We start from the raw sequence: 17,389 nt of genomic DNA, 5'->3' as shown, positions 1-17,389 counted from the left end.
AAGTGCCGGGCTTCTTGTTGGTCGCGGGCTCAAGCTGGCGAGCCCAGCAAGCGCTTACTGTTTCGCGATCAGATTGCCGGCGTGTAGCCCGCACTCCTTCTGCGTCGCTTCTTCCCACCACCAGCGGCCTTCGCGTTCGTGCTGGTTGGGCAAGACCGGACGGGTGCAGGGCTCGCAACCGATGCTGATGAAACCGCGTTCGTGCAGGCTGTTGTAGGGCAGTTCGAGCATGCGGATATAGCCCCAGATTTCCTCGCTGGTCATATTCGCCAGCGGGTTGAACTTGTACAGCGGTTTGTCTGGGGTGGAGAAGGCGCCGTCCACTTCCAGCACCGCCACCTGACTGCGGGTGCCGGGGCTCTGGTCGCGGCGCTGGCCGGTGGCCCAGGCTTTGACGGTGGCGAGTTTACGCTTCAGCGGTTCGATCTTGCGGATGCCGCAGCATTCGCCGTGACCGTCCTTGTAGAAGCTGAACAGGCCCTTTTCCTTGACCATGGGCTCCAGCAGACGCGGGTCGGGCGAGATCAGCTCGATGGTAATGCCGTAATGCTCGCGCACCTGCTCGATAAACCTATAGGTCTCCGGGTGCAGGCGACCGGTGTCCAGGCTGAAGACTTTGACGTTTTTGTTCAGTTTCCAGGCCATATCCACCAGCACTACATCCTCGGCGCCGCTGAAGGAAATCCACAGCTCATCGCCGAAGTGCTCGAAGGCGAGTTTGAGAATCTCCTGGGGGGATTTGCTGGCGTAAGTCGCGGCCAGTTCGGCGACGTCGAAGGGGGGGCTCATCAGGCAGGCTTCCTAAGTTTTAGTGGCGCTGAACGCTCTGTGCTGCCGATGGTAACAAAAAGCCGTCACGCGGCTAAATAACCAAGTGCCTGCATCGCCTTATATATGGACATAACAGCGCGTTGCACGGCGTCGGGCGAGCGGCTAGAGTGCCGCCTTCTTTTAAATCCTCTCTAGGAGTGTCCCGTGGAAATCGCCTGTCTCGACCTGGAAGGTGTGTTGGTGCCGGAAATCTGGATCGCCTTCGCGGAAAAAACGGGTATCGACGCGCTCAAGGCGACCACCCGGGATATTCCAGACTACGACGTGCTGATGAAGCAGCGTCTGCGCATCTTGGATGAGCATGGCCTGAAGCTCGCCGATATCCAGGAAGTGATTGCCACCCTGGAGCCGCTGGACGGCGCCGTGGAGTTTGTGGATTGGTTGCGTGAGCGCTTCCAGGTGGTGATTCTCTCCGACACCTTCTACGAATTTTCCCAGCCTCTGATGCGTCAGCTGGGTTTCCCGACCTTGCTCTGCCACAAGCTGATCACCGACGAAACCGACCGCGTGGTGAGTTACCAGCTGCGCCAGAAGGATCCCAAGCGTCAGTCGGTCCTGGCCTTCAAGAGCCTCTACTACCGGGTTATCGCGGCGGGGGATTCGTACAACGACACCACCATGCTCAGCGAGGCCCACGCCGGCATTCTGTTCCATGCGCCGGAAAACGTCATTCGTGAGTTCCCGCAGTTCCCGGCCGTGCACACTTATGAAGACCTCAAGCGCGAGTTCCTCAAGGCGTCCGAGCGCGAACTCAGCCTCTAAGCTGAGTGTGTAGGAGCGAATTTATTCGCGATGGGGCAGCACCGAGTCGCTTTTGTTCGCGAATAAATTCGCTCCTACAGGGAGGGGCACCTAGGTTGTGCCCCTGTTCAGTTGCGTATGGAAAATCCGCAAAGCGGTTTTCCACCATGGGGCGTCGAGGCTGCTGCGCTGGTGGATAAAAGAGCGTTATCCACCCTACGTCGCTGCTTACGCGGGAGTGTCGGGGGCGTTGAGGTTTTCCAGAGTCTCCAGCAGTACCCGAACCTTGGTGATGGATTCCTGATACTCCGCCTGGCAGTTGGAGTCCGCGACTATCCCGCCACCGCCCCAGCAACTGATCTGACCGTCCTTCACCAGCAGGCTGCGGATAGTGATGGAGCTGTCCATCTCGCCGCGCACATCCAGATAGAGCAGTGAGCCGCAATAAAGCGCCCGGCGCGTCGGTTCCAGTTCGTCGATGATCTGCATGGCGCGGATCTTCGGCGCGCCGGTGATCGAGCCGCCAGGGAAGCTGCCGGCGATTAGATCCAGCGCATCCTTGCCCGCTGCCAGCTCGCCGGTGACGCTACTGACCAGGTGATGGACGTTGGGGTAGCTTTCCAGGACGAACAGCTCCGGCACTCGTACCGAGCCGGTCTTACAGCTACGCCCCAGGTCGTTACGCAGCAGGTCGACGATCATCAGGTTTTCCGCGCGATCCTTGCTGCTGGCCAGCAGCTCGTTGGCCTGCGCGACGTCGTCTTCCGGCGTCAGGCCGCGGGGGCGGGTGCCTTTGATCGGGCGGGTTTCGACCTGACCTTGGCTGACCCGCAGAAGGCGCTCCGGCGACAGGCTGAGGATCGCGCCGCCATCGGCCAGCGCCTGGTAGCCGGAAAAGGGTGTCGGGCAGGCCGCCCGCAAGGCGCAATAGGCCGCCCAGGGATCGCCCCGACAAGGCGCCTGGAAGCGCTGGGCGAAGTTCACTTGGTAGCAGTCGCCGGCCTGGATATAGGCCTGAATCCGCTCGAACGCCTGGCGGTAGGCCGTTTCGCTCAAGTTGGCATGGAACGCGGTGTCTAGCCGAAAGGGCTGGGCTGGTTCGGCCGTCGGCTGGCTGAACAGTTCGCGCAGGCGCTCACGCTCCGCATTGGCCAGGGCCGGGTGGAACACCAACTGGCTGGTGCCGAGTTGGTGATCGCTGATCAAGGCCCAGGTGTAGAGGCCGAAATGCGCATCGGGCAAATTCAGGTCATTCACGGCTTGCATGGGTAGCGCCTCCAGCCGGCGACCGAAGTCATAGGCCAGATAGCCAATCAGCCCGCCGACAAATGGCAACTCGCAATCTTCCGGGGTAGAGGCTGGACCGAGCCTGGCCAGGCCTGTGCGCAGGCGTTGGAGAAAGTCGTTGGCCGATTCGTCAGCGTTCGGCGCCAGCTCTGCCAATGGCCAGGCGCTGATAAGGTCATAGCGTCCACGCTGGGACAGCGGCCGCCCGGCGTCGAGCAACACCGCGCCGGGCGCCTGGCGCACGGCTGCAAAGTAGTCGGCAGGATCTGCACGATAGGGTAGTGGGTGTAGCGAACAAGTAGGCATGGGGGCGGTCAGGCGAGCGCGGAAGCCGATTGTAGACCGCCGCCAGCATTCATCCTAGAGCTTCTGCGTGGGTTTACTCGGAGATAGTGAGCTGATTAGTATGGATAGATCCCTAGCGTTTGAACGGTCGCACCATAACAATAATTATCAAGGGATCCAGGCCATGGACGTAGTGCTAGATCCAGCCGCCGGTAGCTTACTGCGCTCAAAATTGACGCCACCGCAAGTGCCTGCTGACTATTTGATCCGACCCCAGGTGCAAGCGGCCTTGGCTGCTCATCCGCATGCCCGTGTACTGCTGTTTTCCGCGCCTGCCGGCTTTGGCAAGACCACCGCGCTGGCGGCCATGGCCCAGGCCCGCGGCCTTGTCGGTAGTGCCGTGGCCTGGTTTTCGCTGAGCCCTGAGGACGACGATCCTTCGCGCTTCTTCCTGCAACTGATCGAGGCACTGAGCGCCGCGATTCCTGGGCTCGGCGAGGATGCCCTGGGCTATCTGCAGAACACCATGCGGGTGCCTGTCGCGGCCGTGATGGAAAGCCTGTTGGTCGACCTGACCCAGCATGAACAGCCGTTGCTGCTGGTGCTCGATGATGTGCATCTGCTCCAGGATACCGAGCTGCTTAGCAGTCTCAATCGGCTGGTGAAGTTCGCCCCGCCCGGATTTGCCCTGGCCATCGGTAGCCGTTCGCAGCCCGCCCTGAATCTGGCGACCTGGCGGGCCAAGGAATTGCTGCTGGAGATCGGTTCGCCAGAGCTGCGCCTGACCAAGTCGGAGACCCGCGATTACCTCGATCGCAGCGGCTTGCACTTGGACGAAGCGGCACTCGCGGCACTCCATGGGCATACCGAAGGCTGGATGGTCGGCGTGCATCTGGCCAGCTTGTGGTTGCGCCATCGGCCGCAGGCCTCCCAGCAAATGGCCGAGATGGGCGGCGATCAGGCCGCGGTCGGCGACTACCTGCTGCGCAGTGTGTTCGAGCAGTTGTCGGTGCAGATGCAGGAAGTGCTCTTGGCCCTCGGCGTGGCCAGGCAACTGAGCGGCGATCTGGCCAACGCGCTGACCGGCCGCCAGGATGGCCAGCGCTTGCTGGAGCAGTTGGAGGCGATGCAGCTGTTCCTCCTACCGCTGGATCGCGAGCGGCAGTGGTATCGCTTCCATAACCTGTTCGCGGATTTCCTCCGTGCGCGGCTGAAGGAGCGCGACCCGGAGCGGCTCAATCAGCTGCACTTCAACGCCAGCCTGTGGTTTACCAACCACCATATGCAGAACCTGGCCATCGAACACGCGTGCCTGGCCGAGGATCCGCAGATGCTCGCCGCGCTGGTCGATGGGTGCGGCCTGGAGCTGATCAATCGCGGCCAGCTCAATCTGATCTACCGCTGGCGCCAGCTCGTGCCGAATGAGATTGCCGAGCGCTTCCCGGTGCTGGTTTTGGCCGATGTCTGGACGCGTGCCACGGAGCTGTCGTTGCCGCAAGCCAACGGCATGCTCGATGAGCTGCTGGCGCGTTGGGGCCAGGACAAGCCCGCAGGTCCCTTGAGTGACAGGGTGTTGGCCATCCTGGCGATCAAGGCCGTGCTGGCCCTGCAGAAGGATGACCTGGAGACGTGCGTCAGCTTGGCGCGCAAGGTCGAGGCGCAGCTGGGACAACATACCGCCTTTCTGGAGGTGGCCATGCTGATCATCGGCGCCTTGGCCCAGGTCATGCTCGCGCAACCCGAGCAGGCTCGGCGTCTGCTGGCCTTGGCGCAACAGCGCAAACATTTCCTCGAAGGACGCTACCTGGACATGCAGCTGGCGAATGTCGAGATTCTTCTGTGCCTCGAACAAGGGCAGGTCAGGCAGGCGCAGCTGCTGTTCGAGCAACTGCGCGCGCGGGTGATTCCCTGGTTCGGGGAAAAAGCGCGGGCCTTGGCGCTACCGACCATCACCGAGGCACTGATTGCCTACCACCAGGCGCGTTTGGAGGGGGTCGCGGAGCATCTGTGCTGGGCGCTGGCGACCGTCGATGTGATCAACCCGATCGACCTCTATGCCCAGGGCATGCTGAGTCTGGCGCGCACCCAGCGCATGCAGGACAAACCCAAGGACGCGCTCGCCAGCCTGGTGCTGATGCAGAACCTGGCGGCGCGTAATCAGTCCTGGCGCTTCTATGCGCAGGCCGTCGGTGATGAGATCGCGCTGATTCTGCAGGAGCCGGCGACGGACCGGATCAAACGCGCCGAGCAGCGCTTTCAGAGCCTGGACTGGAGCAAGTTGGCCGCCAGTTATCGGCAGATGGCCTTTAATCCGGTGCTCTGGGTCCAGGGTCTGACGCGGGTTCGCCTGCAGCAGGCGCGCGCCCATTACAGCGAAGCGCTGCATGAGATCACCCAACTGCGCGCTCAGTTGCAAGACGGCTGGCATGGCCTGCAACGGTTACGCCTGGATCTGCTCGCGGCGCTCAGTTACCAACGCCTGGGCTATCAGGAGCGGGCGCAGACGCTGTTGGTGCAGTGTTTGATCGGCGCCGAGCGTGAAGGCGTGCGCAGCCTGTTCATCGAGGAAGGCGAGGCGATCCGCCTGCTCTTGCAGCACTTGGAAGCGGCCGAGCGGCAGCCGGCGTTGCAGGGCTTCATCCGTGGTCTGCTGGCGGTTTGGCCGGGGCAGGAGGCGCGTAAGTCGCTTGAGGTGTTGGAAGAGGGGCTGACCGAGCGCGAGCGCGAAGTGGTCTGGCTGGCCGCCAAGGGGCTGTCGAATGACGAGATCGGCCAGCAACTGGCGCTAGCCTTGGGCACCGTCAAATGGCATCTGCATAACATCTACGAGAAGCTCAAGGTGCGCAATCGGACGCAAGCCATCCGTCGCGCCCGCGAGCTGGGGTTGCTCCAGTCATGACCATGCCTTTGCCGCATCTGCAGATTTTTCCCTTGTTGCGCACCAAGCTGTTTCCGGCGGCTGCCGGCGGCCGGCCGCAGTTGGCGCGTGCCGCCTTGATCGAACGGTTATTCGCGGCGCGCGAACAGCGCCTGGTGATCCTCAGTGCGCCGGCCGGCTTTGGTAAAAGCACCGTGCTCAGTCAGTATCGCCAGCGTCTGCTGAGTGCCGGGGCGCGAGTCGCCTGGTTGTCTTGCGATGAGTCGGACAGCGAGCCGCAGCGCCTGTTGCAATACTTGGTGGCGGCGCTTAACGCGGTGCTGCCGGGTTTCGGCAGCAACACCGCGGGGTTGTTGCAGGCTGATGTGAGTTGGCCGCAAGAGGCACTGATTGACGCTTTCCTCGCCGATCTCAAACGCTTGGAAGGTGATATCTACCTGATGCTGGATGACTTCCATCGCATTCGTCATTCGGCGCTGGGGCCGGCCGTGCGCTACCTGATCGAGCATCTGCCGCCGACTGTGCATCTGATCACCAGCACGCGCTACCAGCCACGGCTGTTGGCCGAGGAACCGTCGCTGCAGCCTTGGGCCTTCTGGCTTAAAACCGAGGACTTGCGGCTGACGCGTGACGAGACCGAAGCCTATTTTCGTGAGGTTAAACAGCTGTCGTTGAGCGGCGCGGAGCTGACCCGGCTGCAGGCGCGCAGCGAAGGCTGGATCACCGCCTTGCACTTGACGGCGCTGGCCTTGGTGCGGCACCCGGATCGAGCCGCCTTTCTCGCGGGGTTGTCCGGCACCGAACGCACTATCGCCGACTATCTGGCGGAGGACGTGCTCGCCAGTCTGCCGGAGCGCTTGCAGCTGTTTCTCGAGCAGACTTCGGTGCTCGATGAGTTCAATGCGCAGTTGTGCAATGCCTTGACCGGGAGCCGCGACAGCCTCGAGATGCTGGCGCGGCTACAGACCGAACAGCTGTTCGTAATCCCGCTGGACGAACAGGGTGAGTGGTTCCGTTATCACCCCCTGTTTGCTGAATGCCTCCAGGGGCGCTTGGCCAAGCGTGGCGATTCGACGACCTTGCTGCATGCTGCGGCGCGCTGGTGTGAGAGCCATGAGCTGCCGGATCGCTCGATCAAATACGCCTTGCGCGCCCGCGACTATGCCTTTGCGGCGCGGTTGCTGGAGCGGCAAGGCGCGCGCTTGATCGCGAGCAACCGGGTTTACGGCATTCTCGCAATACTCAAGAGCGTGCCCGCTGAGGTGATTCGCGAGCACGCGGTGTTTCAGATTTTCTATGCCTGGCAACTGGCTTTCGAGCAAAAGTTCGCCGATGCCGAAGCGCTGATCGAGGAGGTCTGCGCGCGCTTGCTGCAAGGCCGTGGCAAAGGCCATGGCAAGGGTATGCACTCCGGCTTGCTGGAATCGTTGGCTGCAGCGCAGGTGCTCAAGGCCTTGGTGCTGCTGTATCAGGACAAGCTGGAAAGTTGCTTGAAAGTCGCGCGGCACTGGTCGGGGATGGCGCCGGATAATCAGCCGGTATTTCGCGCCAGCCTGTCCTGCGTGCAAGCCACGGCCTATACGCTACTCGGTGAGTTCGGGGAAGCCGCCAAGTCGATTGCGCTGGCGCGTGACAACTTACGCCTGAGCGAAAGTGAATACCTGCATGCGATGACCAGCTTGATCGAGGCACTGATCTGCAAGGAGAACGGTGAGCCCGAGCACGGACGCGTACTGGCCGAGGCCGCACGGGGGCGGGTGGAGCGGGTGTTCGGCCGGCGCAGCCGGGTCGGTGGGCCATTGGCCCTGGCCTATGCGGATTTGCTCTACGAGCAGGATCGGCATGCGGCGATTCTCGCCGAGTTACCGCAGGCCACGACCTGGCGCGATGTGGCGACGCCGATCGAGTTGATTAGCCGGGGTAAATTGGTCATGGCGCGGGCCCGCTTCTTCGCCGGCGAGCCCGAGCAAGGCTTGGCCCTGCTCGACGAATGGCTGGCAGAGCTGCACGGTGCGGGTTACGAGCGCGTGTTGGCTCTGGGCATGAGCTGCAAGGTGCAGTTTCTACTCTGGTTGCGACGGCCGAATGAGGCCGAGCGCGTGTGCTTGCAAATGCAGCGGCACCTGGCGGTTTTGCCGGCGGGGCGTTACCTCGATGCAGAGACCGCGCAGGCACTTTCCGAAGCGCGCCTGGCGCTCTGCGAACGGCGTGCGGATAAGGCTCAGGCCGGTCTGGAAGCCTGCTTGGCGAAACAAACCGCGGAGCACCAACGTGACCGGCGCTTGCGCCTGTCCTTGTTACTTTCTGTGGCGTATTGGCGCAAAGGTAACAGCGAAAAAGCCTTTGCGTTGTTCCAGGCAACCCTCGAAGACGCCTGGAGCAGTGGCTACCGCCGGCTATTCCAGGATGACGCGTTGTGGCTGCTACCGCTCTGGGACGCCTGGCGGGCGGCGCAACCTAAGCGTGCAGCCGCTTGGCAAGGGGTGGCGGAGATGCTTCGTGAACAGTGTCGCCGGTTAGCTATAGATCCTGAAAAATTCAATGAAAATCAAGATGTTAGTCATCGTGAGCGGGAGATCCTGCGCTTCGTGGCGGCGGGTTTGTCGAACCGCGAGATTGCCCAGGCGGTGCATTTGTCGGAGGCCACGATCAAATGGCATCTGCATAACCTGTTTGCCAAGTTAGGGGTGCGCAGCCGCACGCAAGCGGTACTCAAAGGTAAGAGCCTGGGGGTGTTGAGCGAGGCCTGATCACGGGATAGGGCTAGCCCTCGGCCCTGCTCCATCCCTTGGATGGGCTGGCAGGCGGGAGCAGGCCCAGTAGTTTTGTCGCCAGGGCGGGAAGCACAGTGCTTCACGAATCCAGATCTGATGTGACTAGGGAAGCAACGTCAGACCTGGAGATCGGCATTAGCCGGTCCAGTTGCCAGTGACAGGAGTCGCTGACAATGCCCGGGGATAACCCACCTGTGATCTTTGGAGAAAACAACAATGAAAGGCTTCAAACAACTGGTTCTTGCCGCTGCTGTACTGGCTGCTCCGTTCATGGCTCAAGCCGATCTGAAGGCGATGGATGACTCCGCGCTGGCCACCGTGACCGGTCAGGACGGTATCAGCATCGCCGGTAACTTCGGCGGTAGCGTTGGTAACGTCAAATACACCGATAACGACATCGGTGGTGGCAGCCTGAACATCACTAACGTGGGCTTCAATGGTTTCACCATCTCCGACGCCTCTCCGTTGACCGTTGATGTGGTCACCAACGCTGGCGGTACGCAGCAGCTGGCCATCGGCCTGCCAGCCATGACCGGTACTGTCACTGTTGGCGGCATCTATGTTGGCGGTACCTATGCCGCCGGCGCTACCACCGGTGCTGCCAGCATCGGCTCGCTGGCCATTTCCGACATCAACATGGCCGGTACTACCATCAAGGTTTGGGGACACTGAGTTAGCTCCGCCGGTTAGCTCTTCAAAGCCTTATCAGTCTCGGCTGGTAAGGCTTCTTTCCTAATAAAAGTCGCTCCATCAGGACTGCAAATGATCGAGATTCTCCTGGGTAGCCTGATCGGCGTACTCGGCTTCACCGAGGCGGTGGATACCAAGCCGCCGCCGCAAGGCACGGTCAATCTCACCCAATCGCTGACGCCCAATGGCCCGCTGCGCGAGTCGGTGACCTTGGAACCGATGAGCCAGTTGCAGTTTCGCAATGTGATCCGTCAGGCCTATGACTACAGCTGCGGCTCGGCGGCGCTGACCAGCATGCTCGACTATTTCCTTGGCCGTAATCTGCAAGAGCGCCAAGTGATGGAGGGTCTGCTGCGCTATGGCGAGGCGGACAAGATTGTCGAGCGGCGCGGTTTCTCGCTGCTGGACATGAAGCGTTTCGTCGCCGCGTTGGGCTACAAAAGCGGCGGCTTCCGCGCGGCCTTCTCCGACCTGGACGAGTTGGAGCATCCGGCGCTGGTGCCGATCGAATATGCCGGTTTCAAGCATTTCGTGGTGGTGCGTGATGTCTATAACGACCACGTGTTTGTCGCCGACCCGGCCCTCGGCAATATCAGTTTTACCCGTACCCGCTTCGAGGAAATCTGGGATCAGAATGTGCTGTTCGTGATCTTTCCCGGCGGGCAGGAACCACATAACGCGATGGCTCTGACCGAGCGTGATTTGCGCATCATCGATGACCGCACGGTAAGCCTGTTGGCTTTTCGCGAGTTCCCCCAGATCAGCAAGTTCACCGAGAACCAGGCCACCGAGCTGGGTTCCGGGGGCGATATTCAGTACATCCGCCGCAAATAACGATCTCCGGCAAGAAATGCCCGGCATAACAAAAGAATAACTGGGGATAGCGTCATGGGAGTAAAGGGCTGCGCGTGGTTCGCCATGCTGACGCTAGTGGTGGGTGGGCCGCTCTGGGCCGACGAGCCTTCGGTCGATCAAGCCCGTGAGGCCTTGAGTAAGAAAGATGACGACGCCGACAGTGCCAAGGCTCTCGAACAGGTCTTTCAGGCCGCCGAGAAGAGTTACACACTGCTCAAGAAAGGCGAGCGCACACTGACCTATGGTTTTGACTACTCCCTGGTTCGCGATACCGTCATCGAGACATTTCGCACAGGTAACAACAACGTTTACAGCGTGGTTGGGCAAAGTGAGGCGCAGCACACCTTCACCAACTCGTTCACCTTCGATTACGGCGTGTGGGACAACCTGACCTTCAGTGTGCGCTTGCCGTTGATTGCCAAGTACGACACCGAACGTGAGCTGAACGCTTATAGCCTGGGCGATCTGTCTGCCAGCCTGCGTTGGCAGCCATGGACTTCGGTGCGTGGCAAACCGGTCACGACCTTGTATGCCACCCTAGGCTTGCCGACCGGCACCAGCCCGTATGACATCAATAGCGAATCGGATCTGTCCACCGGCAGCGGCTATTACAGTCTCGGTGGCGGGGCCAACCTGTCGTATGTGATTGACCCGGTCGTACTCTTTGGCTCGCTCGGGTACACCTACAACCTCCCAGTGACCGACATCAGTCAGGTGCGCGGTGGGCGAAGGCTGGAAGAGGTCGATCCGGGCTCGACCCTGTCGTTCAGCATGGGCTTCGCCTATGCCTTGTCCTATGACGTGTCGCTGTCCACCTCCTACCAGATGGCGCACACCTTCAAGCCGACTTACTCCTTCGCCGATGCGACGCTCGAGGGTACCGAGCAGACCAGCGCGGTGATGAACTTCTCGCTGGGGTTGAGGACCTCGCCAGACTACATCGTCAACATCAACGCCGGTTTTGGCATGACGGAAGACTCGCCCGATGTGTTGTTGGGGGTGTCGATGCCACTGGATATCAAAGGCCTGAAGGCCCAATAACCCGCGAGCGAACACGTCATGATTATGCGTAATTCGCCGCTGAAGCGGACGATTGTGGGGGCGGCTTTGCTCTGGGGCGCAGGCGCGCAGGCGCAGCTGGCGCAAAACCTGACCATTGGCAACCCCAAGGCGATGGCGATGGGCAATGCCATTACCGCGGATTTCAGTGGCATCGATGCCGTGCATTACAACCCGGCAGCGTTGACCAAGCTTAAAGGCCGGCAAACCACGCTGAAGCTCATTACCGGGGTGATGGATATTCGTGCCGATTTTGATGCCCCCCCCGGTTACGGCAGCAAATTTATCGGGTTGAGCGATGACCCGATTGCCAACTCTTCCAGTCGTACTACCACGCCGGCGGTATACCTGCCGGGTTTGGGCGGCGCCACCGAGGTGCCGCTGCTGTTCATGCCGCTTGGCGGCATTTCGATCAATCCGCCGGGATCAAAGCTGACCTTTGCCACGGATGTATATACCCCGCAGGCGCTTGGTTTTTCTCGGGATGATAATGATCCGGCACGTTACCAGGGCAAGGAAGTGGTCATTCAGCGACTGACCTATTTCTCGCCGTCGGTGGGCTATCAGTTGAATGATGAAATTTCACTCGGGCTTTCCATCAACTTCTCGGATCAGGCAGTCGCAATTAATCAGGATTTTCGCGCGCCGAACTTGCTGACCGGCTTCACTGGGGTATCCCAGAAACTGCTCTGTCAGATCGATGGCAACCCCTTTGAGGTCTTGTTGAATATCTGTGGTGGCGAGTTCGGGCCCTTTACCAATCTGGCCAATCTCGACGTCGACATGCAGCAGAGCTTATCGCCCACCTGGAACCTGGGGGTGCTCTGGGAGCCCAATGACTGGTTTGCCTGGGGGGCGGTGTACCAGAGTGAAGCGAAGATGCACCTGCAGGGCAAGTACAAGGTTGACTACACGCAGGACTGGCAAGGCTTCTGGCAGGGCCTGGACAGCTCGCTGATCGGCGCCATCTTCAACAGCATTACCCCCGATGGCTTGGTTGACGAAGAGCGGGGCAATGTGTCGATGGACTTGACGTATCCGCAGCACTTTTCTACCGGCATCAAACTCAAGCCGGCCAGTAATTGGCAGTTCAACTTCGATGTGAAGTGGACCGATTATGCTGCCTGGGACAAGTTCGAGCTGAATTTTGACCGTGAGCTGGACATGCTGAAGATTGCCAGGATCTTCTCGCCGAACAATGCGACAGCGACTTCGATCACGCTTGATCGGGGCTATGAGTCGGTCTGGAGTTGGGCGCTCGGCGCGCAATACGACGTGAATGAACGACTGAGCCTGCGTGCCGGTTATGAGCCACGACCCTCTGCCATTCCAGGCAACCGTGCCGATGCCCTGGCCCCGCTGGGGGACGCCGATCTTTATGGGCTTGGGGTGGGGTATCGCTGGGACCAGGATACGGTGATTGATCTGGGGTTCAACTACCTGGTCAGCAAGCAGAGCATTCCGGCGGGAACTAGCTGTAACGTCAACTGCTCGGGTATTGATAGCATCGTGTACAACCCTTATGCCGATTTAGATATTGAAACCACTGTCAAGGCCTATGTCCTGGCGTTGACCTACAGCTCGAGTTTTTAAGCGGTATGCACAGGTTATTGATCAGCCTTACTTTACTTGCAGCAGTCGAAGCACAGGCGAGCAACGGTCGTTATCTAACCTGGGTGGATGACCAGGGGCGGGTGCATAACACCTTCGTCGATGGCCGTTACGCCGAGCAACAGCGCGAGGCCGCACGGCGCATCACCCAGAGCGATCAGGCGCGAATGAGCGATGCTGCGGCGACGCGCTGGCCGGGCAGTAAAAACACTGGCGAGAGTAAGCGCCGCTATTACACCTGGGTCGATGCCAACGGCAATCTGCAGAACAGCTTCTATGCCGGCGCCCAACAAACTGCAGGGCCGCGCGATGTGCTGCTGCCCAATGGCGAGCGCTCCGCTGAGTACCTCGACGCCGATGTGCTGGAGGGGCGCAACTTCGTGCGCCCTGAGCATGGCCGCCCGTACTACACCTGGGTCGATGAGCAAGGGCGGATGCACAACTCGGCGGTGCCGTCGCCAGGCGGCGGGGCTGGACAGAAGGCGACGGGTGGCGGGCAGCCGATCGAGTACACGGAGGGTCGTCAGATCGAATTTGCCAGCAAGACGGCGGTATTGCCGGCCCTGGATGGTCAGCCCACCGCGGCGATGCAGGCGTTACTGGCAGGCGCCCAGGGTGGCGGGGATGGGCTTTATCGGAGTCTGCTGGATCAGTGCTGTGGGCAGCTGCCTGACGATGCCTTTACCAAACTGTCGGCGCAAGAGCCACGTTACGAGGAGCTCAATCGCTTCTCGCCGAGCTTCGATTTTCCCATGGGCCGCAGTTACTACGCGGCGCTGAAGTTGCCGCGCTCACAGCGTACTTATGGTTTGCGTGTGCGCAGCTTCGCGAATAAGCAGCTGGTGTATCCCTCGCTGCTGTTTCTCGACGAGGCCAAACGCCCGACTCGCCTGGTCAGCGATGCGGTCTATCAACTGCATGGCGAGACCTGGTACCGCTTCGCCTTTATCGAGGGGACTGTGCCGGTCAAGGCCGCGGAAGGTGAGCGCTATGTGTTACTGCTCACCACCGACGAGGATCGTCATCTGCAGACCCTGGACAACAAGCCGTTCAAGCGGCCGTTGCAGGACCTGGCAGTGAACGACGCCGGCATGCAAACCCATGCGCATGCCGACCAGGGTGGTTTCGAGTTGGCGATAGTGCGTTAACCGCAACGCTGTAAAGCCAGCGGTGAACAGCAAAAAGCCCGGCACTAGGCCGGGCTTTTTGTGGTGGTGGACCAACCAGCTCGCGGATCAGATCTCTGCTTTATGCACATGGCCGAACAACTGCTGGGCGAAGCGCATGCGTTCTTCCGGGGTTTCCTGGATGCCTTGGGCTTGCAGTTCCGCCAGCCGTGCCTCGACAGCATGGGCGCGATGGGTCAGGCCGCAGTCGTTGGCGATCTGGATATTCAGGCCGGGGCGGGCATTGAGTTCGAGAATCAACGGGCCCTTGTCCTGATCCAGCACCATGTCGACGCCGATATAACCCAGGCCACACAGCTCATAGCAACCGGAGGCCAGCTTCATAAAGCCGTCCCAGTTCGGTAGCTGCACGCCGTCCACCGCGTTGGTGGTGTCCGGGTGTTTGCTGATCTTGTTGTTCAGCCAGGTGCCGCGCAAAGTCACCCCGGTCGCCAAGTCGACACCGACGCCGATGGCGCCCTGGTGCAGGTTGGCTTTGCCGCCGGACTGCCGAGTTGGCAGACGCAGCATGGCCATCACCGGGTAGCCCATCAGCACTATGATGCGGATATCGGGTACGCCTTCGTAGCTGATGCTTTTGAAGATCTGATCCGGTGTCACGCGGTATTCGATCAGTGCGCGGTCGCGATGCCCGCCCAGCGAGTAGAGCCCGGTGAGGATGCTGGAGATCTGGTGCTCGAGCTCTTCATGGCTGACGATCTTGCCGGAGACCGTGCGGTAGCGATCCTCGAAGCGGTCGGCGATCACCGTGATGCCGTCACCCCCAGCACCTTGCGCCGGTTTGATCACGAAATCGCTGCGCTCGCCGATGATTTCGTGGAGCTTGTCGATCTGCTTCTCGGTTTCGATGACCCCGTACATCTCGGGCACATGGATACCGGCCTCGATGGCGCGCTGCTTGGTGATGATCTTGTCATCGACAATCGGGTAGAGGTGCCGTTTGTTGTATTTCAGCACATAGTCCGCATTGCGCCGGTTGATGCCCATGATGCCTTTGGCTTCGAGGGCTTTCCACGTCTTCCAGAGACCGATCATGGCTCAATCCTTCAGGAAGGCTTTGAAGCGGAACAGCTCAGTCAGGCGGTAGCCGCGATAGCGGCCCATCGCGAGCATGAAGCCCACCAGAATCAGCAGCACAGCCGGGAAGGTAAACACGAAGTAATTCAGCTCCGGCACGCTCATCAGCAGGTGCGCCAGGGCTGCGGCGAACAGTGTGCCGACCGCTACCTTCATGGCATGACCACCGCCACGCTCTTCCCAGGTGATCGACAGGCGTTCGATGGTCATGGTCAGAATTACCATCGGGAACAGGGCAACCGACAGGCCGCGCTCCAGGCCGAGTTTGTGACTGAACAGGCTAATGGTGGCGATCAGCACCACGACGAAGGTCAGCACCACCGAGAGTCTGGGCAACATCTGCAGCTTCAGGTGCTCAAGGTAGGAACGCAGCGACAGACCGAGCGCGGTGATGATGGTGAACAGCACTATGCCGAAGCCCAATTGGGTCTCGCGGAAGGCCAGGGCGATCAGCACCGGGGTGAAGGTGCCGAGGGTCTGCAGGCCGATCAGGTTACGCAGGACCAGAATCACCAGCACGCCGATCGGGATCATCACCATGATCATGAAGGTTTGCTGAGTTTGCAGCGGCAGGCCGTACAGCGAGTATTCGAGGAAGTCGGCTTCGGTGCTCTCGTCGGTCAGCTTGGCCAGGCGGATGGCATTCATCTCGCTGTTGTTCAGGCTGAAGCTGACTTGGACTTTCTTGCCGCCTTCGATGTTGATCAGCGGTTCATCGCCGGTCCACCACATCAGACGGTCCGCCGGCAGGCCCTGTTCGCCGGTTTCCGGGCTGAAGTACAGCCAGTTTTCACCGTCGAAGCTGCGCAGCCAGAGTTCTGGGCTCTGCGGTTGATCAGCCATCAGGCGAATGGTGTGGACGCGCTCCATCGGCACATGGGCGATGGACAGCAGCAACTCGATGGTTTTGGCTTTGTTCGGGGTTGACGCATCGCCGGCGAGCAGCAGCTTGACGTTGTCGTCGTTGGCGTTGTTGACCCGCTTGATGGTCTCGCTGATGAAGGTTTCCACGTCCGCCGAATGCTGCCGAATGGGCGCCAGGAGGGCTTCTGCGGCAATCTTCTCCGGGCCTTCTACGACAATGCTGTCACGGAAGATCGGGCCCTTGGCCTTGGGCTTCTCGCCGCTGTAGCGTTTGGTCAGCACCAGGCGGTAGTAGAGCGTCTGGTTACCGCTGGCCCGGCGGGCCGACCAGGTGACCTTACGGTTGCCATCGATGCGGTTAATGCTCACGCCGTAGTTATTCGAGATGAAGCTCTCGTTAAGGCTGACGTAGTCCTGGCTCAGCGGCGGCACGAACATCTGCACTTTGACCGGATTCTTCGGGTTGGCCTGGAACTCGACTTTGGCGTCGATATTCCACAGATCATCGGTTTCAGCCTCGGTGATCGGGATGCCAACAATAAAAATCTGGTACGCCGTGATCAGAATGCCCAAGGTCACCAGGATGGCGATCAGGACTTTCAGATGTAGGTTAAGAGAGCGCATGTGAATTACTCGGCAGAGTTTGCGTCGGTGGCACAGCCGGGTTTCCCTGCTGCGTATTTGAGGCTCGGATCGACCAGTGCGTCGAAGCGTTTGAGTGCTTCGGAACCGATCAAAAGCGGGTATTGGAAGGCGCTGCGGTCAGTCAGGTTCACTTCGATGCTGCGTAAGGCTTTGCCCATACAGATGTCCAGCTCGATCACCGGGCGGGCGGTGTAGGTTTTTTCTTCATCGGGGTCATAGTCGCCAGCACGGCGTTTGATCTTGCTGATACGTGCCAGCGGCCGCTCGATGGGGTGGGCGTGAGCGTCGTCGATGGCTAGATAAAAACGCACCCAGGTTTCGCCATCACGCTTGAAGCGTTTGATGTCACGTGCACTCAAGGAGGCCGTTTTAGCGCCGGTATCCAGTTTTGCCGCCACTTGCTGGTTGATATCGGGCAGCTGAGCGTATTCGTTCAGACCATAGATGGTCTTGTCGGCGGCGAGACTCATGCCGGGCAATAGAATCAGGCAAAACAGCAGGGCTAAGGGCTTGAGTCTCATAAGTCCTAAAGGTGGATCGCGATTATCGGGTCAGGGTATCGGCGGCGTAGCAGGTCAGTCCGGCGCGCCAGGCATGGAAGCTTA

The 17,389-nt window shown here is 60.4% G+C and carries 13 protein-coding genes; 8 read left to right on the top strand and 5 right to left on the bottom strand.

All coding sequences use genetic code 11. The features are described 5' to 3' along the window. Positions 1 to 54 precede the first annotated feature (54 nt). The gene (locus FFS13_RS00525) at positions 55 to 789 is read right to left on the bottom strand and encodes a phosphoadenylyl-sulfate reductase (RefSeq protein ID WP_137817177.1); all 735 of its coding nucleotides are present in this window, start codon (positions 787 to 789) and stop codon (positions 55 to 57) included. Positions 790 to 975: 186 nt separating this feature from the next. Here FFS13_RS00525 and thrH point away from each other — a divergent pair, with 186 nt between their 5' ends. Then, complete coding sequence (thrH, locus tag FFS13_RS00520; RefSeq protein WP_137817176.1) at positions 976 to 1,593, top strand: bifunctional phosphoserine phosphatase/homoserine phosphotransferase ThrH; 618 nt, start codon at positions 976 to 978, stop codon at positions 1,591 to 1,593. Positions 1,594 to 1,800: 207 nt separating this feature from the next. On the opposite strand, the gene pabB is transcribed toward thrH, so the two are convergent. Beyond that, positions 1,801 to 3,165, bottom strand: coding sequence for an aminodeoxychorismate synthase component I (pabB, locus tag FFS13_RS00515; protein WP_137817175.1), 1,365 nt, complete (start codon positions 3,163 to 3,165; stop codon positions 1,801 to 1,803). A gap of 163 nt (positions 3,166 to 3,328) precedes the next feature. On the opposite strand from pabB, the gene FFS13_RS00510 reads away from it, so the two are divergent. The 7 genes from FFS13_RS00510 (at position 3,329) to FFS13_RS00480 (ending at position 14,159) form a co-directional block, all read left to right on the top strand. Continuing rightward, complete coding sequence (locus tag FFS13_RS00510; RefSeq protein ID WP_171006384.1) at positions 3,329 to 6,043, top strand: LuxR C-terminal-related transcriptional regulator; 2,715 nt, start codon at positions 3,329 to 3,331, stop codon at positions 6,041 to 6,043. Further along, positions 6,040 to 8,772, top strand: coding sequence for a LuxR C-terminal-related transcriptional regulator (locus FFS13_RS00505; RefSeq protein ID WP_137817174.1), 2,733 nt, complete (start codon positions 6,040 to 6,042; stop codon positions 8,770 to 8,772). Before FFS13_RS00510 ends, FFS13_RS00505 begins: the two co-directional genes overlap by 4 nt. Before the next feature lie 240 nt (positions 8,773 to 9,012). Further along, complete coding sequence (locus FFS13_RS00500; protein WP_137817173.1) at positions 9,013 to 9,468, top strand: DUF6160 family protein; 456 nt, start codon at positions 9,013 to 9,015, stop codon at positions 9,466 to 9,468. 90 nt (positions 9,469 to 9,558) lie between these two features. Continuing rightward, positions 9,559 to 10,320, top strand: a complete 762-nt coding sequence (locus tag FFS13_RS00495; protein WP_137817172.1) for a C39 family peptidase — start codon at positions 9,559 to 9,561, stop codon at positions 10,318 to 10,320. Positions 10,321 to 10,374: 54 nt separating this feature from the next. Continuing rightward, on the top strand, positions 10,375 to 11,382 hold the full coding sequence (locus FFS13_RS00490) for a transporter (RefSeq protein WP_137817171.1): 1,008 nt from the start codon (positions 10,375 to 10,377) through the stop codon (positions 11,380 to 11,382). Positions 11,383 to 11,400: 18 nt separating this feature from the next. Beyond that, positions 11,401 to 12,993, top strand: a complete 1,593-nt coding sequence (locus FFS13_RS00485; RefSeq protein ID WP_137817170.1) for an outer membrane protein transport protein — start codon at positions 11,401 to 11,403, stop codon at positions 12,991 to 12,993. A gap of 5 nt (positions 12,994 to 12,998) precedes the next feature. After that, the gene (locus FFS13_RS00480; RefSeq protein WP_137817169.1) at positions 12,999 to 14,159 is read left to right on the top strand and encodes a MalM family protein; all 1,161 of its coding nucleotides are present in this window, start codon (positions 12,999 to 13,001) and stop codon (positions 14,157 to 14,159) included. Between the two features lie 87 nt (positions 14,160 to 14,246). On the opposite strand, the gene FFS13_RS00475 is transcribed toward FFS13_RS00480, so the two are convergent. From FFS13_RS00475 to FFS13_RS00465, 3 genes are read right to left on the bottom strand one after another with little or no spacing between them, the layout of a single operon-like run. Next, positions 14,247 to 15,230: an alpha-L-glutamate ligase-like protein gene (locus FFS13_RS00475; RefSeq protein ID WP_171006395.1), complete on the bottom strand. Its 984-nt coding sequence runs from the start codon at positions 15,228 to 15,230 to the stop codon at positions 14,247 to 14,249. 6 nt (positions 15,231 to 15,236) lie between these two features. Continuing rightward, entirely contained in the window at positions 15,237 to 16,763 is a 1,527-nt protein-coding gene (locus tag FFS13_RS00470) for an inactive transglutaminase family protein (protein ID WP_137817167.1), read from the bottom strand. A 5-nt stretch (positions 16,764 to 16,768) separates the two neighbouring features. Further along, the gene (locus FFS13_RS00465; protein ID WP_137817166.1) at positions 16,769 to 17,305 is read right to left on the bottom strand and encodes an ATP-dependent zinc protease; all 537 of its coding nucleotides are present in this window, start codon (positions 17,303 to 17,305) and stop codon (positions 16,769 to 16,771) included. Positions 17,306 to 17,389: the final 84 nt, after the last annotated feature.

It is taken from the genome of Pseudomonas sp. 2FG, from assembly GCF_005502935.1.
GTDB lineage: Bacteria > Pseudomonadota > Gammaproteobacteria > Pseudomonadales > Pseudomonadaceae > Aquipseudomonas.
The sequence above is the reverse complement of the archived record's forward strand: the minus strand, read 5'-3'. Positions and strand labels throughout refer to the sequence as shown.